Source organism: Streptomyces sp. Ac-502 (assembly GCF_045222935.1).
GTDB classification, from domain to species: domain Bacteria; phylum Actinomycetota; class Actinomycetes; order Streptomycetales; family Streptomycetaceae; genus Streptomyces; species Streptomyces monomycini.
This window is the reverse complement of sequence record NZ_JBHFFO010000001.1, coordinates 8,113,278-8,134,267: the sequence shown is the minus strand read 5'-3', so window position 1 is coordinate 8,134,267 and position 20,990 is coordinate 8,113,278. Positions and strand designations below refer to the sequence as shown.

Annotated in this window: 21 protein-coding genes and 3 pseudogenes; 13 read left to right on the top strand and 11 right to left on the bottom strand. The window is 73.6% G+C overall.

Annotated elements, in window-relative coordinates; translation table 11 throughout:
- Positions 1 to 138 precede the first annotated feature (138 nt).
- Positions 139 to 849 (top strand): ABC transporter ATP-binding protein, encoded by a 711-nt coding sequence (locus tag ACEXOX_RS36935; RefSeq protein WP_406526582.1) that lies wholly within the window; start codon positions 139 to 141, stop codon positions 847 to 849.
- On the opposite strand, the gene ACEXOX_RS36930 is transcribed toward ACEXOX_RS36935, so the two are convergent.
- Together ACEXOX_RS36930 and ACEXOX_RS36925 are read right to left on the bottom strand one after the other, a co-directional pair.
- Positions 815 to 1,354 (bottom strand): indole-3-glycerol phosphate synthase, encoded by a 540-nt coding sequence (locus ACEXOX_RS36930; RefSeq protein WP_406525172.1) that lies wholly within the window; start codon positions 1,352 to 1,354, stop codon positions 815 to 817. The two genes, ACEXOX_RS36935 and ACEXOX_RS36930, sit on opposite strands and share 35 nt — an antisense overlap.
- A gap of 141 nt (positions 1,355 to 1,495) precedes the next feature.
- On the bottom strand, positions 1,496 to 2,248 hold the full coding sequence (locus tag ACEXOX_RS36925; protein WP_406526581.1) for a pyrimidine reductase family protein: 753 nt from the start codon (positions 2,246 to 2,248) through the stop codon (positions 1,496 to 1,498).
- A gap of 434 nt (positions 2,249 to 2,682) precedes the next feature.
- On the opposite strand from ACEXOX_RS36925, the gene zapE reads away from it, so the two are divergent.
- Both zapE and ACEXOX_RS36915 read left to right on the top strand, forming a co-directional pair.
- A complete protein-coding gene (gene zapE / locus ACEXOX_RS36920; RefSeq protein WP_406526580.1) occupies positions 2,683 to 3,768 on the top strand; it encodes a cell division protein ZapE in 1,086 nt (361 codons plus the stop codon).
- Positions 3,769 to 3,936: 168 nt separating this feature from the next.
- A complete protein-coding gene (locus ACEXOX_RS36915; protein ID WP_406525171.1) occupies positions 3,937 to 5,304 on the top strand; it encodes an alkaline phosphatase PhoX in 1,368 nt (455 codons plus the stop codon).
- Positions 5,305 to 5,318: 14 nt separating this feature from the next.
- On the opposite strand, the gene ACEXOX_RS36910 is transcribed toward ACEXOX_RS36915, so the two are convergent.
- The 4 genes from ACEXOX_RS36910 to ACEXOX_RS36895 form a co-directional block, all read right to left on the bottom strand.
- A complete protein-coding gene (locus ACEXOX_RS36910) occupies positions 5,319 to 5,522 on the bottom strand; it encodes a hypothetical protein (RefSeq protein ID WP_406525170.1) in 204 nt (67 codons plus the stop codon).
- Between the two features lie 130 nt (positions 5,523 to 5,652).
- Positions 5,653 to 6,321 (bottom strand): ABC transporter, encoded by a 669-nt coding sequence (locus ACEXOX_RS36905; protein ID WP_406525169.1) that lies wholly within the window; start codon positions 6,319 to 6,321, stop codon positions 5,653 to 5,655.
- A complete protein-coding gene (locus ACEXOX_RS36900; RefSeq protein WP_406525168.1) occupies positions 6,318 to 7,310 on the bottom strand; it encodes an ATP-binding cassette domain-containing protein in 993 nt (330 codons plus the stop codon). The genes ACEXOX_RS36905 and ACEXOX_RS36900 overlap by 4 nt, the downstream gene beginning before the upstream one ends.
- Positions 7,311 to 7,404: 94 nt before the next feature.
- Positions 7,405 to 8,082: an AIM24 family protein gene (locus ACEXOX_RS36895; protein WP_406525167.1), complete on the bottom strand. Its 678-nt coding sequence runs from the start codon at positions 8,080 to 8,082 to the stop codon at positions 7,405 to 7,407.
- A gap of 86 nt (positions 8,083 to 8,168) precedes the next feature.
- Between ACEXOX_RS36895 and ACEXOX_RS36890 the strand changes: the two are divergent.
- A pseudogene (locus ACEXOX_RS36890) lies at positions 8,169 to 8,914 on the top strand (peptidyl-tRNA hydrolase).
- Positions 8,915 to 8,954: 40 nt separating this feature from the next.
- Here ACEXOX_RS36890 and ACEXOX_RS36885 read toward each other — a convergent pair.
- Positions 8,955 to 9,320: a darcynin family protein gene (locus ACEXOX_RS36885; protein ID WP_406525166.1), complete on the bottom strand. Its 366-nt coding sequence runs from the start codon at positions 9,318 to 9,320 to the stop codon at positions 8,955 to 8,957.
- Between the two features lie 201 nt (positions 9,321 to 9,521).
- On the opposite strand from ACEXOX_RS36885, the pseudogene ACEXOX_RS36880 reads away from it, so the two are divergent.
- Positions 9,522 to 10,492 (top strand): annotated as a pseudogene (locus tag ACEXOX_RS36880) (LysR family transcriptional regulator).
- A 9-nt stretch (positions 10,493 to 10,501) separates the two neighbouring features.
- Here the strand turns inward: ACEXOX_RS36880 and ACEXOX_RS36875 are convergent.
- Together ACEXOX_RS36875 and ACEXOX_RS36870 are read right to left on the bottom strand one after the other, a co-directional pair.
- On the bottom strand, positions 10,502 to 11,290 hold the full coding sequence (locus ACEXOX_RS36875; RefSeq protein ID WP_406525165.1) for a pyridoxal-phosphate dependent enzyme: 789 nt from the start codon (positions 11,288 to 11,290) through the stop codon (positions 10,502 to 10,504).
- Positions 11,287 to 11,469 carry a hypothetical protein gene (locus ACEXOX_RS36870; protein WP_406525164.1) on the bottom strand — a complete coding sequence of 61 codons (183 nt, stop codon included), beginning with the start codon at positions 11,467 to 11,469 and terminating at the stop codon, positions 11,287 to 11,289. The genes ACEXOX_RS36875 and ACEXOX_RS36870 overlap by 4 nt, the downstream gene beginning before the upstream one ends.
- Positions 11,470 to 11,725: 256 nt before the next feature.
- Here ACEXOX_RS36870 and ACEXOX_RS36865 point away from each other — a divergent pair, with 256 nt between their 5' ends.
- Positions 11,726 to 12,667, top strand: a complete 942-nt coding sequence (locus ACEXOX_RS36865) for a LysR family transcriptional regulator (protein WP_406526579.1) — start codon at positions 11,726 to 11,728, stop codon at positions 12,665 to 12,667.
- Here the strand turns inward: ACEXOX_RS36865 and ACEXOX_RS36860 are convergent.
- Both ACEXOX_RS36860 and ACEXOX_RS36855 read right to left on the bottom strand, forming a co-directional pair.
- A complete protein-coding gene (locus tag ACEXOX_RS36860) occupies positions 12,656 to 12,877 on the bottom strand; it encodes a hypothetical protein (protein ID WP_406525163.1) in 222 nt (73 codons plus the stop codon). The genes ACEXOX_RS36865 and ACEXOX_RS36860 overlap by 12 nt on opposite strands.
- The gene (locus tag ACEXOX_RS36855; protein ID WP_406525162.1) at positions 12,871 to 13,362 is read right to left on the bottom strand and encodes a nuclease-related domain-containing protein; all 492 of its coding nucleotides are present in this window, start codon (positions 13,360 to 13,362) and stop codon (positions 12,871 to 12,873) included. Before ACEXOX_RS36855 ends, ACEXOX_RS36860 begins: the two co-directional genes overlap by 7 nt.
- A 127-nt stretch (positions 13,363 to 13,489) precedes the next feature.
- Here ACEXOX_RS36855 and ACEXOX_RS36850 point away from each other — a divergent pair, with 127 nt between their 5' ends.
- From ACEXOX_RS36850 to ACEXOX_RS36820, 7 genes and pseudogenes are all read left to right on the top strand, one after another.
- On the top strand, positions 13,490 to 14,167 hold the full coding sequence (locus tag ACEXOX_RS36850) for a LysE family translocator (protein ID WP_406525161.1): 678 nt from the start codon (positions 13,490 to 13,492) through the stop codon (positions 14,165 to 14,167).
- 196 nt (positions 14,168 to 14,363) lie between these two features.
- On the top strand, positions 14,364 to 14,666 hold the full coding sequence (locus ACEXOX_RS36845) for a DUF692 family multinuclear iron-containing protein (protein WP_406525160.1): 303 nt from the start codon (positions 14,364 to 14,366) through the stop codon (positions 14,664 to 14,666).
- Positions 14,667 to 14,704: 38 nt separating this feature from the next.
- Positions 14,705 to 15,775, top strand: coding sequence for a DUF692 family multinuclear iron-containing protein (locus tag ACEXOX_RS36840; protein WP_406525159.1), 1,071 nt, complete (start codon positions 14,705 to 14,707; stop codon positions 15,773 to 15,775).
- A gap of 5 nt (positions 15,776 to 15,780) precedes the next feature.
- On the top strand, positions 15,781 to 16,818 hold the full coding sequence (locus ACEXOX_RS36835; protein ID WP_406525158.1) for a TIGR04222 domain-containing membrane protein: 1,038 nt from the start codon (positions 15,781 to 15,783) through the stop codon (positions 16,816 to 16,818).
- 201 nt (positions 16,819 to 17,019) lie between these two features.
- Positions 17,020 to 17,820, top strand: a complete 801-nt coding sequence (locus ACEXOX_RS36830; RefSeq protein ID WP_406525157.1) for a DUF4142 domain-containing protein — start codon at positions 17,020 to 17,022, stop codon at positions 17,818 to 17,820.
- A 14-nt stretch (positions 17,821 to 17,834) separates the two neighbouring features.
- On the top strand, positions 17,835 to 19,151 hold the full coding sequence (locus tag ACEXOX_RS36825) for a DUF1996 domain-containing protein (RefSeq protein WP_406525156.1): 1,317 nt from the start codon (positions 17,835 to 17,837) through the stop codon (positions 19,149 to 19,151).
- Positions 19,152 to 19,332: 181 nt separating this feature from the next.
- Positions 19,333 to 20,960, top strand: a pseudogene (locus tag ACEXOX_RS36820) (alpha/beta hydrolase).
- Positions 20,961 to 20,990: the final 30 nt, after the last annotated feature.

Below are 20,990 nucleotides of genomic sequence, written 5' to 3'. Positions count from 1 at the left end.
CCGCAGCCGCGAAAAACCGGACCGTACAGCCTTCCCACGCCCCGCACACCACCCGATTCCCCACCCAGCAACGGACAGCGACGGACCACACCTCATGAAGAAGAACTCCGCCACCCCCGGCCCCGCACGAGCCCCGGAATCGGGACCTCACCCTCCGCCGGCCTCGCCCTCACCGACGTCACCCTCACCTACCCGGACGGCGCCGGCCGCCTCACCGCCCTCGACGACATAAGCCTGACCGTGCCGCCGGGGTCCGTGACCGCCGTGGTCGGGCCCTCCGGTTCCGGCAAGTCCAGCCTGCTGGCGGTGGCCGCGACGCTGATCTCCCCGGACGTCGGGCGGGTGCTGATCGACGGTACGGACACCACCGGAATGAGCCGGTCCGAGCTGACCACCCTGCGCCGTACCAGCGTCGGCACGGTCTTCCAGCAGCCCAATCTGCTGCCCTCGCTGACGGCCGTGGAGCAGTTGCAGGTGATGGCCCACCTGGACGGCCGGCCGCCGCGCGCGGCCCGGCCGCGGGCCCTGGAACTGCTCGACGCGGTCGGTCTGGCCGACCAGGCGGCGCGCCGCCCGCACCAGCTCTCGGGCGGCCAGCGGCAGCGGGTGAACATCGCCAGGGCGCTGATGAACGAGCCGGCCGTCCTGCTGGTCGACGAGCCGACCAGCGCGCTGGACCACGAGCGCGGCGCCGCGGTCCTGGACCTGCTCACCACGCTCACGCACCAGCGCGCCACCGCGACGGTCCTGGTCACGCACGACCGCGCCCACCTGGACGTGGTGGACGCGGTCGCGGAGATGGTGGACGGGCGGCTCAGCTCCCGGCGGAGTCCCCTTCCCGGCCGCTGACCGGGCCCGGGTTGTGCGCCACGTCCTGCGCCGGGTCGTCGGCCGCGTGCGAGAAGAGCTTGAGCACCGGCACGCCGACCTTGTGCCGGGCGCGGGAGGCCCAGTCGCGGTGGAAGAACTCCTCGACGAAGTGCGGGGCGGTCAGCACGATCACCTCGTCGGCGCCGGTCTCGTCGACGACCGACCGCAGCAGGTCCAGCGGGTGGTCCTCGACGACCTGCCCGATCGCCTCGGCGCCCGCTTCCCGCAGGGCGTGGAGGGTGTAGGACAGGGCGCGCCCCGCGGGCGGCTCCGCCTGGCCGCCCTCGGGCTCGTCACCTTCCCGTACGGCGTCCTCGAACTCGCCCAGCGCGACATCGTCGATGGCCCTGAGCAGGCGGTCCTGATTGCCGCGCGGCTGCATGAGGACGACGAAGGACACCTGGTCGTCGCCGTGCAACGTGGTGACGAACTCCACGTCGGCGGGCGTCAGGGGCTTCTCGATCATCAATACGCTCGTGAACACGGCGGACGCCCTTCTTCTCAACTCGCGGCCCGCCTGGGGAGCGAACCGACAGAAACCATCCTGCCCCGTCGCCACACGGGACCTGTTGGCCTTTAGTGTGCCCAGCGGAAGCTAAGCGGAACGAATAATTCCGCCTTTTGTTCAGGACCGACGGTAACGGGTGAACAGGAAGCCGGCCTCCTCCAGCACGGACGCGAGTACGAATGTTTCCGGAACGGTCGTCATCGGCGCGTTCATGATGCGTGACGCGTCACCGGCGACCACCAGCGGTGCCAGCGAGAGGCACAACTCGTCGAGTGCCCCGCTTCCGGCGAACTGACCCAGGAGCCGCGGCCCGCCCTCCGTCAGCAGCCGGGTCAGGCCCCGCCCGGCGAGCGCGCCGACCACCCGCGACGGGTCGACGGCGGCCCCCTCACCGGCGAAGACGACCTCGGCACCGGCCTCGCGGGCGGTCCGCACCCGGTCCTCGTCGGCCCCCGCGCCGGTCACCACGACCGTCGGCACCAGCGGCTCGGTGAACAGCGGCTGCGAGAAGTCCAGGTCCAGACTGGCGGTGACCACCGCGATCGCGGGGGCGGGCGCCTGCCCGGCGGCGGCCCGGCGGGCCGCGAACGCCTCCCGGGCGCGGGCCGGGCGGTAGCCCTCCTTGCGTACGGTCTCGGCGCCGACGACCACCGCGTCCGCGAGGCCGCGCAGCACGCCGAAGATCCGCATGTCCGCGTCGCTGGACAGCGGCTGCGAGCGGCCTTCGTGGTGGGCCGCGCCGTCCAGCGAGGAGACCATGTTCGCGCGGAGCCAGCCCGCTCCCTCGTCGAGACGGGGGTACGCGTAGGCGTCGGCCAGTTCGTCCAGGCTCCACCGGCGGTCGGTGACATCGGCGGCACCGGGCGGCATGGAATCGGCGCCGCCGGCCGTACGGAAACCGGCCGGGCCCGCCGTACCGGAATCAGCGGAACCGCCCGTACCGGAATCGGCCGGGTCCGCCGTCCTGGAATCGGCCGGGACTGCCGTATCGGAACCGCCCAGGGCTGCCGTACCGGAATCCGGGGCGCCGGAAACGGCTCCGGTGTCGGTCCCCGTCGCGGTGCCGGCAATGGCGCCCGGTTCCGCCGCGAGAGCGGACGCGACCGCGGCGGAATTCTCGTCGCGCGGAGTATCCGGAGTACCCGGGAAATCACCGGACGGCACAGGCGGGGCGGGAAGGGGAAACAGGCGTCGCATAGGCGGCAGTGTGACATGCCTCGCTCACCCGGCGGAGTCCTCCCGCGCAGCGACTAGGCTGGACGGCTGTGTCGCCTTCCCAGCCCTCGTCATCCCAGTCCTCCCCCATAGCCGGGCCGCCGGCCGAGGGGGCCGGATCGGCTCCCGCCGCGCTCACCGCGCGCGCACCGCACGTCCCGGCCGACCGCCTGGTGGCGGAGATGGTCCCGCCGCCGCGGTTCCAGAGCGCGCGCTTCGAGACGTACATCCCGGACCCGAACCAGCCCAGTCAGTCCGCGGCCGTGGAGGTCCTGAGCGGCTTCGCCGCGGGGATCGGCGGCGGCGCGGACCCGTCCGGCGGCAAGCGGCGCTGGTTCGGCCGGAGCGCCAAGAAGGCCGCGGCCCCCTCGGGCCCGCGCGGCGTCTACCTGGACGGCGGATACGGCGTCGGCAAGACGCACCTGCTGGCCTCCCTCTGGCACGCGACCCCCGCCGAGCCCGCGCTCAAGGCGTTCGGCACGTTCGTGGAGCTGACGAACCTGGTCGGCGCACTCGGATTCCAGCAGACCGTGCAGACGCTCAGCGGTCACCGCCTGCTGTGCATCGACGAGTTCGAACTGGACGACCCCGGTGACACGGTGCTCGTCTCCAGCCTGCTGAGCCGGCTGGTCGAGGCGGGCGTCGCGCTCGCCGCCACCTCCAACACGCTCCCCGGCAAACTGGGCGAAGGCCGCTTCGCCGCGGCCGACTTCCTGCGCGAGATCCAGGGCCTGAGCGCCCACTTCCGGCCGCTGCGCATCGACGGCGAGGACTACCGTCACCGCGGGCTGCCCGAGGCCCCGCCCCCGTTCGACGACGCGACCGTCACCCGCGTCGCCCACCGCACCCCCGGCGCCTCGCTCGACGACTTCCCGTCCCTGCTGGAGCACCTCTCGAAGGTGCACCCCAGCCGGTACGGGGCGATGTGCGACGGCATCACCGCCGTCTGCCTGACCGATGTGCAGGCGGTGCCGGACCAGTCCACCGCGCTGCGTCTGGTCGTCCTCGCGGACCGGCTGTACGACCGGGAGGTGCCGGTGGTGGCGGCGGGCAAGCCGTTCGACGCGCTGTTCAGCGAGGACATGCTCAAGGGCGGCTACCGGAAGAAGTACTTCCGCGCCATCTCCCGGCTCACGGCGCTGGCCCGCGACGCCAAGCCGTTGGTGGAGGGGTAGCGAGGAGCAGTACGCAGTTGGCGGACGCGGCGGGCAGGACGGAGCCGTAGCCGCGGCTCCCGGCCGGTGCGGCGGGTCCCGGGCCCGCGCGCGGCCGGTTCCCGGCGGCCGACGTGCGTGGTACACACATGCGGGTCACATCACCTGTCCGCCAGCAGGGAGTTGCCCATGTCCGCGACACGTCGTCAGGTCCTGGCAAGAACCGGCGCGCTGGGCGTTTCGATCGCCTTCGCCGGCAGCATCCCCGAGCTCTTCGCCGGAACCGCCACCGCGCAGAGCGCGGGCCGGCACGGCTACGGCCCCCTGATACCCGACCCGGCGGGTCTGCTCGACCTGCCGAAGGGGTTCCGGTACCGGGTGCTGTCCCGTGAGGGCGACCCGCTGCCCTCCGGGGAGGGCCGGATACCGGGCAACCACGACGGCATGGCGGCCTTCCCCGGCCGCGACGGCCGCGTGCACCTCGTACGCAACCACGAGAACCGCGGCAAGTCCCGCGTCCCCGTACCCACCGTGGACGGGCTGACCTACGACCCGGCGGGCGAAGGCGGCTGTACGGCGCTGGAGGTGGACCGGCACCACCGCGTCCGGTCCGAGCGCGTCGCCATCGCCGGCACCTCCACCAACTGCGCGGGTGGGCCCACCCCGTGGCACACCTGGCTGACCTGCGAGGAGACCGAGGCGCGGGCGGGTGAGGGCGGGTACACCAAGGACCACGGCTTCATCTTCGAGGTCGATCCGTACGATCCGCGCCGCACCGGCGCCGTACCGCTGACCGCCATGGGCCGCTTCCAGCACGAGGCCATAGCCGTCGATCCGGAGACCGGCACGGTCTACGAGACCGAGGACGCGTTCGACAAGCCGTTCGGCCTCTTCTACCGGTTCCGGCCCGCCAAACCGCTGGGCGGCCGGGGCTCCCTACGGGCCGGCGGGCGGCTCCAGGCCCTGCGCGTACCGGACGTCAAGGACCTCTCCGCCGTCCGGGAGACCGGCACCAGCTTCCGCCACGTGGAGTGGGTGGACGTCCCGGACCCGCTCGCACGGCGGACCCCCATCCGTTTTCAGGACTTCGGGCCGCGCGGCATCACCCACGCGCAGAAGCTGGAGGGCTGCTACTGGGGCGGCTCCAGCGTCTACTTCGTCTCCAGCTTCGCGCGGAGCAAGGACGGTTCGGCCGCCGACCACCACGGCCAGGTGTGGCGGTACGACCCGGCCGCGCGCCGCCTCACGCTGGTGGTCGTCTTCGGCCCGGACGCCGACGTACAGCTGCCAGGGGAGTCCCCCGACAACATCTGCCTGGCGCCCGGTGGCGGGCTGATGGTGTGCGAGGACGGCGACGGGGCGCAGCACGTCTTCGGTCTGACCCGGCGCGGCGCGGTGTACCCGGTGGCACGCGGCCGGCAGAACATCGGCACGCCGGAGAAGCCGGAGTGGGGCGAGTTCGCGGGGGTCACCTTCTCCCCCGACCACCGCACGATGTACGTCAACTGCTACACGCCGGGCACGACGTTCGCGGTCACCGGGCCCTGGGAGGACTAAAGGGACCAAGAGGACTAACCGGAGCAGGCCGAGCGCTGGGCCTCCAGCCACTCGCAGTGCGGACACAGCAGCGCGCCGGGCCGGTCGGCGGGGTACTCGGTGGGCTCGCCGCAGTGCACGCAGTCGGCGAGGGGCGGGCCGCTGTCCGCTCCTTCGTCCGTACGGTTCGACTGCTGTGCTTCCGTACGGTTCGTCTGCTGTCCTTCGGTGCCTGGCATACGTACGATGCTACGCGCGGGCGTGCAGGCGGGCGTACGGACGGGCGTGCGCGCGGGCGCAGGAGCAGGCGTACGGACGGTGCGCGAGCGGGCGTGCAGGCGGGCGGGCGTGCCGTGTCAGGGGCGCTCGTCAGATGCGGCGGGAGCTGAGGCGGCAGGCCAGGGCCGTGGCGGCGCCCGCGATCAGCAGGCCGGCGAGCAGCGGCAGCCAGGGCAGGTTGATCGTTCCGTGGGCGGAGCCGGTGACCAGGCCGGAGACGGCGGCGTTCGCGGGCGAGGCGCCCCCGACCAGCAGCAGGAGCGCGGCGAGCAGCCCGGACAGGATCGACCAGCCGGTGCTGCGCAGCACCGGCCAGTTGCAGAGCGCCCCCACGGCGGTGCCGAGCAGCACGCAGACCAGCCCGGCGAGCAGCCCGGCGCAGGCGGCGGCGAGCACGGGGACGGCGGTCCGGTGGTCGGAGGCGTGCGGGTCGGCGACGAGCGAGACGTACGCCGTACCGACGAGGGCGAGGCCCGTCGCCGACAGGCTCCCCGTCAGGACCGCGGCGAGGTGCGCCTTGCCGGGCCCGGCTGCCGCCGCCGTGCAGGAGCGGGCGGCCGGCGGCTCGCTCGTGACGCAGATCCGGCACAGCCAGGCGGCGAGGGGCAACAGCCCGAACGCGGCGACACCGTACGAGTCGAGGATCGGCCCGCCGCCCTGCACGCCCACGGCGAGGAGGGCGGCGTACAGGAGGACCGGCGGCAGCCAGCGGTGCGACCGCAGGAGCAGGGCGGACTGGTAGCGGAGGAGCGGGATCACGGGTACCGGTTCTCGTCGTCGGAGGCCGGGCCGACCGCTGCGGGCCGGGCCGGCGGGCCTGGTGTTGTCGCCGACGGTCCCGCCGGTGCCGGCGAGACCGCGCGGATGTGCCAGGGCGGGTGCGCCGCGAGCAGGGCGCGCAGCAACGCGTCGGAGTGGGCGGCGGCAACGGTCAGCCGGGCCGTCGTGCCGTCCGGGCTCCGCGTGACGTACGGCCTGCCCGGCAGCTCCGCGAGGTCGCGCGCGGCGAGGTGTCCGGCCGCGCCGGGAGCCTCCGCCTCGATGTTCACCCGGGGGCCGGACGGTGGCGCCCCGCCGTCCTCCGCCAGGTGCGCGTCCGTCCCCGCGCCCTCCGGTCCCGCATCCGTCCTCGCCCCGGCCGGGAGCCGGTCCAGGCCGTCGCCCGTGACGCGGTACCGCGCGTCGGCCGCGCCCGCCAGGCGCCGCGGGTCGTGGTCGACGAAGACGACCGTGCCGCCCGCCGCGACGCGCTCGGCCACCGCCCGGTCGAGGACGTCACGGGCCGCCGGGTCCAGGCCCGTCCAGGCTTCGTCGAGGACGAGCAGTTCCGGGTCGGCGAGCAGGGCCTGGGACAGCGCGACCTTCTGGCTGGTGCCCTTGGACAGCTCGGCGAGCGGTGTACAGGCGTGGCCGCCGGCGCCGAGACGTTCGAGCCAGTCCGTGGCGCGGCGGGCCGCGTCGGGGCCGCGCAGCCCGTGGATCCGCCCGAGGTGGGTGAGGTAGCCGACGGCCGTGAACGGGAGGGCGGCGGGGAAGCGTTCGGGTACGTACGCGCTGCGCGGGCGGCCGGTGACGCGGCCCTTGCTGGGCGCGTCGATCCCGGCCAGGATCCGGAGCAGCGTCGACTTGCCGCTGCCGTTGCGGCCCTCGATCCGCACCAGCGACCGCCGCGGCAGGTCGAGGTCGATGTTCCGCAGCACCCACGGGCCACGCGCCCCGTAACGCCGACCGACCCCGTCCAGTCTCATCGGTCCCCCGGCCGTCATCCTCGTCGCCGCTCCCGCCGCAACCGCCACTCCCGCTGCAACCGCCGTCCCCGCCGTTCCGCCCGTCGCCTCGCCGTCAGTTCCCGGCCGACTTCTCGGGACGCAGCTCGCTGGGCCGTACGATCACGAAGCCCTCGCCGTCCAGCCGGAGCTGCACCGCCTCGCCGGAGCCGCCGCGCAGCATCGAGCCGAGGCTCTGCGAACGGTGCAGCGAGGTCTTCAGCGACGCGGTCCAGCCGACCACCGCGTCGGTGTCCACGAACACCGGGGCCTGCGGCGACACGGGGATGACGATGGGGTTGCCCTCGCAGATCACGGCGAGCTTGCCCTGGCCGGTGAAGACGGAGTTGAACAGGCCGCCGCCGGTCATGCCGGCGCCCTTGACCGTGGATATCTCGTAGGACAGGGACGGGTCGAAGCACAGCACGTTGCGGCCGTTGACCGTGAGGCCGTCGCCGGGGGCGATGTCGACGATGAAGCAGTTGGCGGCCTCGTGCGCGAACCAGACCTCGCCGCGGCCGCGCACGGCCATCAGGGCCAGGCCCTCGCCGGTCACGGCCCGCTTGAGGAACTTGCCGACGCCCTGCCCCTGTTTCTCGAACCGCAGGTCGCCGCGGTAGGCGACCATCGAGCCCTGGCGCGCGAAGCACTCACCGTCCACGGCGTACTTGACCGACTTGGCGTTCTGCAGGGTCATGCCGGGCGCGGAGGCCGGCGTGACCACGTTCTCGGAGGCGAAGAGGTCGCTGTGCATAAGGAGGATAATCACCCGGAACGATCCGTTCCGCCAAGGCGTCGGCCCGAGCCGTGCGGTTCCGGGTGGCTGGCACACTGGTCCGTGTGACCAGCACCGATCTCGCCGGACCCGGCGATCCGACCGACGCCCCGGCCGACGCGCCCCGCCCCGCGGAGACCGGCCGCGACGCCGCCCCGCAGTACGTCCTCCCCCTCGTCGTCCGGATCGAGCGGGACGACCCGCCCGCCCGCACGGACGCGCTGGAGACCTCGGCACGGGCCGTGCTGACCCTCCTCTCGGACGAGCGGGCCACGGGCGACGGCGAGTGGGCGGCGGCCGTGCACGCCTGGGAGGACGCCCGGATCCGCAAGGTCGTACGCCGGGCCCGCGGCGCGGAATGGCGCCGCGCCGAGGCGCTGCCGGGGATCACGGTGCACGGCGGGAGCGCGGAGGTCCGGGTCTTCCCGCCGGTCCCGCTGGACGGCTGGCCCAAGGACCTGGCCCGCCTCCAGGTCTCCGGCACCCACCTCGACGACCCGCGGGAGCCCGCCGCCCCCGATGCCGACGCCCCGGTGCTGTGGCTCAATCCGGACCTGGACATGTCGGCGGGCAAGTCGATGGCCCAGACGGGACACGCCGCGCAACTGGCCTGGTGGGCCCTGCCCGAGGCCGCCCGCACCGCCTGGCGCGCAGCCGGCTTCCCCTGTCGGTACGCCCGTGCCCGCCCCACCGGTGGACCGAACTGACGGCCAGCGGCCTGCCCGTGGTGCGGGACGCGGGGTTCACCGAGGTCGTGCCCGGTTCGTGCACGGTCGTCGCCGACCATCCGGGGCTGCGGGGGCGGGGCTAGGGCGGGGGCAGGGCTTGACGCAGGCTGCGCGACCGGATCCTCAGGTGCTGATGGTCGTGACGGGGTCGACGTTGTAGGTGCGGGCGTAGCCGTTCTCCGTGCCGACGAGGAGGTCGACGATCTCGAAGTAGCGGTCCCAGAACGGGGTTTCCCGCAGCGCGTCGATCAGGAGCTGGTACGCGGCGTGGTCGTCGGCCTCCCAGACCCAGACGTCGGTGACGCGGGTGGAGTAGAACTCCGTGTCGTAGAAGCGCGACCGGACGCCGGTGGTCTTGGCCTTGACCACCGGCATGACCTTGGTGTTCAGGGCGTCAACCCGCTCGTGCGGGGTCATGGCGAGCCACTCGGGTGTGGTCTTGATGAGCATGAAGGCGGTGACCACCGGGGCGGTTTCCTGTGCGGACATGACGGGTCCTCCGAAGAGACAGAAGTGGCGGAAGTAGCAGGTGAGGACGGTCGCGCACGCCACGGGTGACGGCCGTGCGGGCCGCCTGACGGCGGGCTCCGACGACCCCGTGGGGCGACCGGACCGGTACGTCTCCATCCTGCGAGCGGCCCGGCGTTGCCACAATGGGAATGTCAGCAAGGGATCATTGCCTGAAATGGAATTACACTGGTGAACAGCGTGAACAGCTCTGACCCTGACCCGGTCATCGACGCCAACCTCGTCGTCGCGTTGGACGCCCTGCTCGCCGAACAGAGCGTCACCCGCGCCGCCGCGCGCCTGCACACCTCACCCGCCGCCATGAGCCGCACCCTGGCCCGCCTGCGCCGCGTCCTCCAGGACCCCCTTCTGGTGCGGGCCGGGCAGACCATGGTTCCCACGCCCCGCGCCCAGGCCCTGCGCGACGAAGCCGCCGCGGTGGTGCGCCGTCTCGGCACCCTGCTCACCCCCGGCGCCGGTGTCGACCCCGCCGCCCTGCGCACCACCTTCACCCTCCAGGCCGCCGACCTGGTCGGCGCGGCCCTGGCCCCCGGGCTGCTGCGGCTGGCCAGGCAGGAGGCGCCGGAGGTCTCGTTGCGGTTCCGGGCCGAGGAGCTGGAGGCCGGGCCGGCCCTGCGCGACGGCCGGATCGACCTGGAGATCGGGGCCATCGACCACATCGCTCCCGAGACCCTGGTCGAAGAGCTGGTCACCCTCCGGATGACGGCGGCCGTCCGGCCCGGCCACCCGCTCACCGAGGGGAGCTGACCCCGGCCCGGCTCGCCGCCGCCGAACACGTCTCGGTCAGTCGCCGCGGCCGGTTCACCGGACCCCTGGACGCCGCCCTGGCCGAGCGGAACCTGCACCGCCGGGTGGCCGCCGTCCTGCCCAGTCATGTGACCGCGATGACCCTCGCCGCGCGCAGCGACATCGTCTGCCTCGTGCCCACCGCGGCGCCCGGCGCCGCGCCTTCGCCCTTCAGCGACGCCGCCACCGCCCTCGGGCTGCGCCTCCTCGACATCCCCCTGCCCCTGCCGCTGGTGACCATCGGCATGGCCTGGCATCCCCGCCACGCCGCCGACGGCGCCCACCACTGGCTCCGCGACGCCGTCCGCCGGGCCGTGCGCGAGCCCGGGAGCGTCCTGGCGGACTAAGTGATCCGGTCACTCACGCGGGGCCTCCCCGGCGGAGGGTGCGGAGCGCTCCGTGCTCAGCAGCACGACAACCGAGTCCGGGGTGAGACCGAGCGCTTCGCGGCCAGTGGGGTCGGCGAGGACGCCGCGTACGGCCGGCACGCAGGCCGCTCCGCAGGGCCCCGCGGAAATGCCGGCTTCCATGAGCCGGCGGGTGGCGGCGAGAGCCTGCGTGTCGGTCACCGTGACGCTGGCGTCCAGCCCGTCCCGCAGGTACGGCCAGGCCAGCGAGGAAGGCGTACCGCAGTTGAGCCCGGCCATGACGGTGGAGCCGGTGGCGACGCTGACCGGCCGCTGTGCCCTCAGGCTGGCCTGCACACACGCCGCCGAGTCCGGTTCGACGCCCAGGACCGTCACCCGCCGGCCGCGGCTCTTGTAGTGGGTGACGACAGCCTGGGTCAGGGAGCCGACCCCCACAGGCGTGACGACCAGCGACGCGGTGTCGGATGCGAGCTGTTCGTCGACCTCTGCGAACATCGTCGAGTACCCGTCGACGATGAACTGCGGGATCGTCTCGTAGCCGTCCCAGGCGGTGTCCTGGACGAGCACGGCATCCGGCCGGGCATCGGCGTCCGCCGCAGCACGGGCGACGGCGGTGTCGTAGTCCTCCGCCACGACGACGACGTCGGCGCCTTCCCGACGGATCGCTTCGATCGCCTCGGACGCTACGACGTCGGGTACGACCACCCGCGCGGTGACCCCCAGGAGCCGGGCGACGTGCGCCAGAGCGCACCCGTGGTTGCCGTCCGTCGCCGTCACCAGCTGCAAGGAGGGATGCGGCGCGCGGCGGCACGCAGTGAGCCGAGATCCGGGGCCACGTCGGTGCCGAGCCTTGCCTGCACCACGCGGTAGACGGCGTAGAAGACGCCGAGCGCCTTGAAGGCGGGCAGGCCGAGACGGGCGGATTCGTCCTTGACCGCGACCCGGCGCACCCCCACTCGACGGCCAGCGACGGAACATCACGCAGCGGGGTGGGCCGATAGCCGGGGAGAGAGCGATGGAAGGCTGCGGCCTGCGAAGGCGGCGGCTGGCAGCTCCAGTCAGCGGCCGCGGGCTGAGCGCACCACCGCGGGGAGGCGTGATCGGCAAGGGAGGTCATACCTCGACGCTCACACGGCACACCCTTCACGTAAAGCGACGATTACCGAGCTGACACCTTCGGAATCTCCGAACGGTTGGGGCCCCGTGTAGGACCTGCACCGCCTGCGACTGCTGCTGGAGCTGAAGCATCGCGGCACCCTCGGTGCCGTGGCCAAGGCGCTGAACTACAGCGCTTCGACGATCTCCCAGCAGCTCTCCCAGCTGGAGGCCGAAGTCGGTGTCGAGCTGCTCGAACCGGTCGGCCGCCGGGTGCGGCTCACCTCGCAGGCGGACACCCTGGTGGCACATGCGGAGATCATGCTGAGACAGATGGAGGCCGCCGAGACGGCCGTCGCCCAGTCACTCGCCGAGATCACCGGAACCGTACGGATCGCCACCTTCCAGACCGCCCTGACGCTCGTGTCCAGGGCTCTGGTCCGGATCGAAGAGGCCCACCCGCGGCTACGGGTCGAAGTCCTCCAGGAGGAGCCGCAACGGGCCCTGCCCAGACTGCTCGCCCACGATCTGGACCTCGTCGTCGTCGAGGAGTTTCCCCACCACCCGCTCCCCCGCCGGTCCGACATCCACTATCAAGAACTCCTGCGGGACAGGCTGCGCATCGCGCTCCCGGCCGGCACCCCGTCGGCCTCCGACGTGTGGCAGTGCCTCGCCGGACGCACCTGGGCGGTCGAGCCACTGGGAACCGCCTCTCGCGACTGGATGCGGATGATCTGCCGGGAAGCCGGCCACGAGCCCGACATCCGCTTCACGACCACGGACCTGCTCATGCAACGGCAGTTGGTGGCGGACGGCCACGCCGTCGCCATCCTCCCGGACCTCCTGGGCCCGGCGGACGATCCCGGTCTGACCCTGGTCGACATTCCCGGCGGCCCCTGTTATCGCGACGTCCACACCGCAACCCGTCAGGACCGGGCCGCCCATCCGGCGATCACCGCGGTGCGGAGCGCTCTCACCGACGCGTGCGCTCGACAGGCGGCTCCATCGGCCTCGGGCGGCTGCGGGCCGTTCGGTTCCGGGACGCTCTCAGGCCCGTAGCCAGGTGCGACGGTTGCGGGCGACCGTGTAGACGCGTTCGACGCGGTCGGGGGCGAGCACCCCGCCGAGCCGTCCGAGCTGGGGTATGTCACGTTCGTCGCGTATCACTCGTACGTCCCGCAGGGCCGGATCCAGCTCCACGTCCGCCGCGCCGGCGAAGGCCAGCACCGGCCGTGCCTCGACGCGGAACCGGCAGCCGCGGGTCAGCACGTACGCGGCGCGCCGGGCGTGCTGCCTGCACTCGCGGACGTACGGCTGCGGCTCGCGCCCACGGCCGGTGCCCACGGTGTCCTCCCCACCCGCACCCGGGCCCCGCGTACGTGATGGGTGCCGACGCACAGCACGCCGCCGGGCCCGATGAGCAGGTGCCCGATGACCGCCGCGGGCGGCAGCGGGATGGAGTGGATCACGTACCAGCCGCCCGCCGCCAGCTGGTCCAGGGCCGTGCCGACGGCCTGTTCGCCGAGGAGCTGCCGGTGCCAGGCCTCCTGGGGCGGGCGCCGGCCGAGCAGGCGGGCGCACCACAGGGCAGCCCGGGCGCGCGGCTGTTCGGCGAGCCGGACCCGCAGGGCCTCGCCCGGCCGGTTCGGGGCGAGGTCGTCGTCCGGCGGCAGGAACAGCCGGTCCGGGTCGCTCGCGTACCGCGTCTCCTGCTTTCCCTCGTACGCTCCGGGCTCAGGACGGAAGTCACTCATACCCATCACCCCCCGATGGCCATGGGAGCAGGCGCCCGGCCCCCGGGCAAGAGGTACGCAGCGGTGTGCAGGCGTACGAGGGGATGCCGGGGAAGCGTTGGCCTGAGGACGACGTACGGTTACGTCTGTGTTTTCCTCCCTCCTTGGTTTCACCGCGGTGGCCGTCCTGCTGACCGTCTCGCCGGGCCCCGACTTCGCCGTCGTGCTGCGGACGTCTCTCGGCTCGGGGCGGCGGTCGGCGCTGTGCTCCGCGCTCGGCATAGCCGCGGGCTGCTTCGTGTGGGGACTGGCCGGCGCGGCCGGGCTCACCGCCATGCTGTCGGCGTCGCAGGCGGCGTACGACGTACTGCGCGTCGCCGGGGCGCTGTACCTGATGTGGCTGGGCTCCCAGGCGCTGCGCAGCGCCCGCCGCTCCTCGAAGGCGGCGCGCGGCACCGAGGCGGGCGCTCCCGTTCCGGAGGCGGGCGCTGCCGTCCCCGAACCCGGCCAGGCCGGCCGGCAGTCGCCGCTCCGGGCGTTCCGTACCGGCCTGCTCACCAATGTGCTGAACCCGAAGGTCGGGGTCGTGTACATGTCGCTGCTGCCGCAGTTCATCCCGCACGACGCGCCGGTCGTGACCACGACGCTGCTGCTGGTCGCCGTGCACGCCGTACTGGGCTTCGGCTGGCTCGGCGGGATCGCCCTGGCGGTGCACCGGGCGCGCGCCTTCTTCCAGCGCCCCCGCGTCCGCCGGCGCATGGACCAGGCCACCGGCGGCGTCCTGCTCGCACTGGGCGCCGCGGTCGGCGTCGAGACCGCGCGCTGAGCCGCCGGACCGCTGCGGAGGCGCTGCCGGGCCGCTTCGGGGCCGCTTCGGGGCCGCCTGGGGTGCCGACGCCGGGCACAGCACGTCGCAAGCTCAAATCATGCTCTGAACCCGCGCCTTCCGGGGTTGGCCCGGCAGCGGCGGGGCGATGAGTACCGGACACCACGGGGGTGCACGAGTGGGAGGGGGAACCACCATGACTCGGCTCGGTACGGGCATCGGCTGGCGGCCCGAGATCGCCGACGGGATCGCGGAACTGCCCGGCGTGGACTGGGTGGAAGTCGTCGCCGAGAACATCTGTCCAGGTCATCTCCCACCCGCCTTGCAGGCGCTGCGCGAACGCGGCACGACCGTGGTACCCCACGGGGTCTCCCTCGGGCTCGGCGGCGCCGAGCGTCCGGACGCGGGCCGGCTGGCCGCGCTGGCCGAACGCGCCGAGGCGCTGGGCGCGCCGCTGGTCACCGAGCACATCGCGTTCGTACGGGCCGGGGGCCGCTGACCGCCTCCCCCGCGATGGAGGCGGGGCACCTGCTGCCCGTGCCCCGCACCCGTGACGCGCTGGACGTGCTGTGCGAGAACGTCCGGATCGCGCAGGACGCGCTGCCCGTGCCGCTCGCCGTGGAGAACATCGCGGCGCTGGTCAACTGGCCCGGCGAGGAGATGACCGAGGGACAGTTCCTCGCCGAGCTGGTCGAGCGCACCGGCGTACGGCTGCTCATCGATGTCGCCAACCTCCACACCAATCATGTGAACCGGAACGAGGACCCGGCCACGGCACTGGACGAGCTGCCGGTCGAGGCCATCGCGTACGTGCACGTGGCGGGCGGCGTCGAGCGGGACGGGGTCTGGCACGACACCCACGCCCACCCGGTGACCCAGCCCGTCCTGGACGTACTGGCCGAACTCTGCGCCCGCGTCTCCCCGCCCGGCGTCCTGCTGGAGCGGGACGAGGACTTTCCGGCGACCGGCGAACTCGCCTCCGAACTCGACGCGATCCGCACGGTCCTGAAGGAGGCCCCGACCCCAGCCGCCCTGCCGACACCGGCACCGTTCCGGGCGCCCGGCACCGTCGCGCCGCGCGGCACGGCGGCGGCCGTCGCCACAGCCGGGGCCACCGCCACAGCCGGGCCCGCCGCCACGTCCGGGGCCACCGCCACGTCCGGGCCCACCAGCACGGCCACGGACACCACTGCCCCCGCCCGCCGGCGCCTGGCCGTCGCGCAGACCGCGCTGCTCTCCGCGCTGGTCGCCGGGACGCCGGCGCCGGAGGGCTTCGACCGGCGGCGGCTGCTCGTCCAGAGCCGGGCCCTGGCCGCCAAGCGGGCCTCCGTCGTCGCCAAGATCGCTCCGGAGCTGCCGGACATCCTCGGCGAGGGCTTCCGGCCCGGCTTCCTCGGCTACGCACGGCACCGGCCCATGCGCCACGGCTACCGCCAGGACGCCATGGACTTCGCCGTCCATCTGCTGGCCGAAGGCGGGCCCGCCGACCCGGACGCCCGCCGCCGCCTGACGCAGTGGTGGCGGGACCGCGCCGGTCCCAAGCCGCCGGGCGGCGGCCCGGCACACCGACTCGCCCACGCCGTACGCCGCGCTCTCCACCGGAGGTGAAGGACATGCCCGCTCTTCTCGTGACCCTGGCGGTGGTCGCCTCCGCGCTGCTGCTCGTCGTCCGTACCGTCCGCATCGTCCGGGCGGTTCCCCGGCCCAAGTACCGCAGTGCGTCCCAGTACGAACTCTGGGAGATCGCCTTTCTCGCCGGCGGCCCGGCCCGGGTGGCGGACGCCGCGATAGCCGGGATGCACCAGGACGGCCGGCTCGCCGTGGGCGGGCCCGGTGTGGTGTCCCTACGGCAGTCGGTGGCGTACGACCCGGTCGAGACGGCCGTGCTGGACTCGCTGGCACGGACCCCGGACGGCGCGCTGGACACCCTGCGCCGCCATGTCATGCGGGCCCCGGCCGTCCAGGCCATCGGCGACCGGCTGGCGAAGCGCGGCCTGATGCGGCACCCCCGCGCCGGCCGCCCCTGGCGTCTTCTCGCCGCCTGGCAGACCGCGATCTGTGGGGTGGGTTTTCTGCTCGTCCTGCTCTTGACGCTCGCGGGAGCCGTCGGCGGGGAAGGGGTGCCCTTCGTCGTCCGGATCCTGCCCGCGGCAGTCCTCGGCGCGGTGACCGGCGTGGTGTGCCGGAAGGTGCTGGGGCGGCGGGTCACACCGGCCGGGGCCGCGGCGGTGCGGACGTACCGTACGGCGCACAAGAAGGACCTGGTGAGCGAGGCGACCCAGTCCGCCGCGCTGGTCGTGGCCCTCGGCAGCACCGCGCTGCTGGTGGACGACGTGCTGCGCGACCAGCTCGACGAGGCGCAGCGCGCGGCGGTGGGCGCCTCCGCCGGGGCGTACTCCGGGTCCTCCGGCAGCTCGTCGACCCCTTCCTCGAACGCGGCCTGCGGCTGGAACGTGCCCGACGACGACTCGCACACGTCCTGGTGCGGTTCGTCGTGCGGTGGCGGGTCGGGGTCGGGGTCGGGCTGCGGCGGTTCGTCCTGCGGCGGAGGGTCGTCGTGCAGCAGCAGCTCCGGGTCGAGCTGCGGCAGCAGTTCGTCCTCGTCCTGCAGCAGTTCCTCCTCGTCCTGCGGTGGCGGCTGCGGCAGCTGAGCCGCGCGGCGTCGGCGGTGCCTGGGCCCGGCACCGCCGACGCCCCCGCCGCCTCGCTCCCCCGGAGCCTCTGATGCGCCTGACACCCCTGGGCAACCGGTCAACGTAGCAGCGGGCAGGGCACGTTGACGGGGCTTCCCCGAACGGGGGACGGGATCAGCGCAGAGCGCACTAGCGTGCGGTGCCGCACCAGGAGGCACCATGCGATCCGTAACCGGCACCGGCCTCGTCGTCACCGCGCTCGCCGCGACCCTCGCCGCGCTGCTCTTTCCGATCTGGTCGTTCGCCGACAGGCTGGGCGCGGGCGGGGACGTCAACACCCAGACCGTCGCCACCTCGTTCGGCCCGCTGTCGGCGCTCGACCGGGACTTCGTCAATCGCGTGCGGCTGGCGGGCCTGTGGGAGCTGCCCGCGGGGCAGCAGGCCCAGCAGCGCGGGACCGTGCCGGCCGTGCGGGAGGCGGGTGACCATCTCGTCGACGGCCACGCCTCGCTCGACCGGCATGTGCGCGAGGTGGCCGCGCAGCTCGGTCTCGGGCTGCCCGACCGGCCCAACGCCCAGCAGCAGCAGTGGCTGAGGGAGCTGAGCGCCGCGCGCGGGGCCGCGTACGACCGCAAGTTCGCGAACATTCTGCGGCTGGCGCACGGCAAGGTCTTCACCGCCGTCGCGCAGGTCCGCGCGACCACCCGCAACGCGCTCGTCCGCGCTCTGGCCGACGACGCCAACCGCACGGTCCTGGACCACATCTCCATGCTGGAGCGCACCGGATTCGTCGACTTCGACGCGATCGCCGAGGACGCGGCCACCTCCTCCCCACCGCCGAGCCCCTCGGCCCCGCCGCCGTCCCTCGACGCGGCGCCCGCCCCGTCGCCGAAGCCCGTCACACCGTCAGCGACGTATTCGCTGCCTCCGCCCGCGACGCCACCCGCCACCGCCACCGGCGGTGCCACCAGGGCCCCGGCTCCCGCCGGGTCCTCCGGCGAACGGCGTCAACACCCCTGAGAGAACGGGAAGAAGTGATCTCCCATGCCCGACCACCGGCACTCCGGAACCCCCGAGCCCCCGCGGCCGCCCCGCCCTTCGCCGCCACCGCGACCGTCGCCGCCCGCCCCCGGCCCTCGCGGCACCGGCGCCGGCTCGGCACCAAGCACCTCGTGCTGATCGCCCTGCTCGCCGTGCTCGGCTCGGCCGGCACCTTCGTCTCCGTGACCGGAAATGCCTCGGCTCACAACACCACTCCCCTGTCCGGGTCTCCACCCGTCGGCACGTCGTCCACCCCAACGTCACCCAGCGTGACACAGCCCACTGACAACGCCTCCGCGACCGCCCCCGGCACCGGTTCCGCCGGGCCGTCGAGCACCCCCGCCGACGCCCCCGACGGGCCCGCGGGCCCCACCACGTCCGGCGCTCCGGCATCCCCCGGAGGTACCTCCGGAACCGGCCAAAGCGTCCCGGCGGCCGGTGACTTCGCCGACATCCGCTCCGTACGGCCCGGCCCGCAGCCCCCGCGCGCCGGACGCGACGCCTCCACCGGCACCTTCACCAGCAACTGCGGCCGCAACGAGAACCGGCACCAGAACTCCGACAACTTCATCGTCACTCCCGGTGTCGCCAACGGCGCCCACCACCTCCACGACTACGTGGGCAACCGCTCCACGGACGCCTTCTCCACCGACGACTCGCTGCGCGCCGCCGGGACCACCTGCGCCCGCGCCGACAAATCGACGTACTTCTGGCCCGTACTGCGCCGCCTGAGCGGGCAGGACGGCCCGAGCAGCGGCAACGGACAGGACCCGGCGGACGGGAACGTGGGCCGGGTGCTGACCCCGAGCTCGGTCTCGCTGACCTTCCGGGGCAGCCCGGCGGGCAAGGTCGCCGCCATGCCCGAGGGCCTGCGCGCCATCACGGGCGACGCCAAGGCGTTCACCAACGGCACCGCCAACGCGCGGGCCCAGTGGACCTGCACCGGCTTCGAGAACCGGCGCCTGGCCGACAAGTACCCGCTGTGCCCCGGCGGCAGCCAGGCCGTACGGCTGCTGGACTTCCCGAGCTGCTGGGACGGGGCGAACAAGGACAGCGCCAACCACCGCACGCATCTCGTCTTCCCCGACCGGGCCTCGGGCCGCTGCCCCACCGGCACGAAGGCCGTGCCGCAGCTCCAGATGCGGCTGACCTACGCCGTGCGGCCCCGGCCACGCGCCTTCGCCCTCGACAGCTTCCCCGAACAACTGCGCAAGCCGGTGACCGACCACGCGGACTTCGCCAACTTCATGCCGCGCGACCTGATGGCGCGCGCGGTGCAGTGCATCAACTCCGGCCGCCGCTGCCAGTGAGGAACACGGGGCCGGGTCCACGCATGGCTGTACGAGCCGAACGGCCGTGACACCCGCACCGCGCTCCACTCGTTGGGGGCATAGCTCCCGACACCGGAGCGCGGTGCTTTACAAGCCCAACCCACGCCTCAACCATCCCTTTTGTATGCCCACCGGGCGCCTCCATACGAAGGGACGGCTTGTGAAAGCAGTAGCGCTGTACGGCACCCTCGGGTCGCTGGTCCTGACCGCCCTCGTCGCCGTCCCCGCGGACGGAACCGACCGGTCCGCCGGCGCCGGGACCCCGGCGCCCGCACCACCCCGCATCGCCTTCGGCCACTGCGCCCCCGAGGAACACCTGCCGGCCGGTGTGGAGTGCGGCCGGCTCACCGTCCCGCTGGACTACGCCCGCCCCGCGGACAAGAAGATCACCCTCACCGTGAGCCGGGCCCGCGCCACCGGCTCCGCCAAGGAGCGCCAGGGCGCGCTCGTCTTCAACCCGGGCGGCCCGGGGGCGTCCAGCATGAACTTCCCGCTGTACGCGAAGGTGGACCGCTGGCGCAGGACGGCGCGGGCGTACGACTTCGTCGGCTACGCGCCGCGCGGTGTCGGGCGCTCGGCGCCGCTGACCTGCCAGGACCCGGCCAAGTTCGCCAAGATTCCGAGCGAGAGCCCGCGGCACCCTCGGAGGCGTTCAAGCGCGGGAAGGCCGCCGAGGCGAAGGCGTACGCACAGGGCTGCGCGCGCAACGCGGGGCCCGCGCTGCGCCACTACACGTCCGCCAACAACGCCCGTGACCTGGACATGCTGCGCGCCGGGCTCGGCGAGAAGAAGCTCACGTACATGGGCGCCTCCTACGGCACCTACTTCGGGGCGGTGTACGCGACGCTCTTCCCCGGCCACGTCCGCCGGATGGTCTTCGACAGCGTCGTCAACCCCGACCCCCGGCAGGTCTGGTACCGCAACAACCTCGACCAGAACATCGGCTTCGAGCGCCGCTGGCAGGACTGGGGCCGCTGGGTGGCCAAGCACCACCAGGTGTACCACCTGGGTACGACACCTCAGGCGGTGCTGCGTGCGTACGAGAACGTACGGGAGCGGCTGCACCGGCGGCCCCTGGGCGGCAAGGTGGGGTCGGCCCAGTTGCAGGCCGCCTTCCTCAAGACGGGCTACAACGACGCCTACTGGCCGGTGCGCGCCGCGGCCCTCGCCACGTACGTCAAGGGCGATCCCAAGCTGCTGCTCAAGCAGGCCACGCCGCTGCCGGGCGGCGAGAAGGCGGACGAGAACGGCAACGCGGTCTACACAGCCGTGGAGTGCAACGACGGACTGTGGCCGCGTGACCTGCGGGTCTGGGACCGGGACAACACCGCGAGCGCGCGTGTCGCGCCCTTCGAGACGTGGGACAACGCCTGGATGAACCTGCCGTGCGCCTTCTGGCCCCGCTACTCACCGAGGGGCGTCGTCCAGGACCCCACCCGGTACGCGGAGGACGTGACCGACGTGGCCCTGCCGCAGGCGGGGGCGCCGCACCGCCCGGTCGACGTGCGGACCGCGCCGGGCGCGCTGCCGCCGGTGCTGCTGCTGGCCGCCGAGCGGGACGGCGCGACACCGCACTCCGGCGCGGTCGAGCTGCGGCGCCGACTGCCCGGCGCGTCGCTGGTGACCGAGCGCGGCGCCGGGACGCACGGTGTGTCGTTCGGGACGAACGCCTGCGCCAATCAGCATGTGGAGCGGTACCTGCTGACCGGGCGGACCCCGGCGCGGGACACGTTCTGTGGGCCGCGCGCGGAGCCCAAGCCGGTCATGCCCGCCAAGAAGCGCAAGTAGCACGACGGGCTAAGCGGCGCGAGGGGCCAC

Excerpts from the sequence above, each read along its gene's own strand:
- ACEXOX_RS36915 (WP_406525171.1), top strand. The coding sequence starts at position 3,937 with ATGTCCGCGACACGTCGTCAGGTCCTGGCAAGAACCGGCGCGCTGGGC.
- ACEXOX_RS36835 (WP_406525158.1), top strand. The coding sequence starts at position 15,781 with ATGCCCGCTCTTCTCGTGACCCTGGCGGTGGTCGCCTCCGCGCTGCTG.
- ACEXOX_RS36900 (WP_406525168.1), bottom strand. The coding sequence starts at position 7,310 with ATGAGACTGGACGGGGTCGGTCGGCGTTACGGGGCGCGTGGCCCGTGG.
- ACEXOX_RS36845 (WP_406525160.1), top strand. The coding sequence starts at position 14,364 with ATGACTCGGCTCGGTACGGGCATCGGCTGGCGGCCCGAGATCGCCGAC.
- ACEXOX_RS36830 (WP_406525157.1), top strand. The coding sequence starts at position 17,020 with ATGCGATCCGTAACCGGCACCGGCCTCGTCGTCACCGCGCTCGCCGCG.
- ACEXOX_RS36885 (WP_406525166.1), bottom strand. The coding sequence starts at position 9,320 with ATGTCCGCACAGGAAACCGCCCCGGTGGTCACCGCCTTCATGCTCATC.
- ACEXOX_RS36895 (WP_406525167.1), bottom strand. The coding sequence starts at position 8,082 with ATGCACAGCGACCTCTTCGCCTCCGAGAACGTGGTCACGCCGGCCTCC.
- ACEXOX_RS36855 (WP_406525162.1), bottom strand. The coding sequence starts at position 13,362 with ATGAGTGACTTCCGTCCTGAGCCCGGAGCGTACGAGGGAAAGCAGGAG.
- ACEXOX_RS36910 (WP_406525170.1), bottom strand. The coding sequence starts at position 5,522 with ATGCCAGGCACCGAAGGACAGCAGACGAACCGTACGGAAGCACAGCAG.
- ACEXOX_RS36925 (WP_406526581.1), bottom strand. The coding sequence starts at position 2,248 with ATGCCGCCCGGTGCCGCCGATGTCACCGACCGCCGGTGGAGCCTGGAC.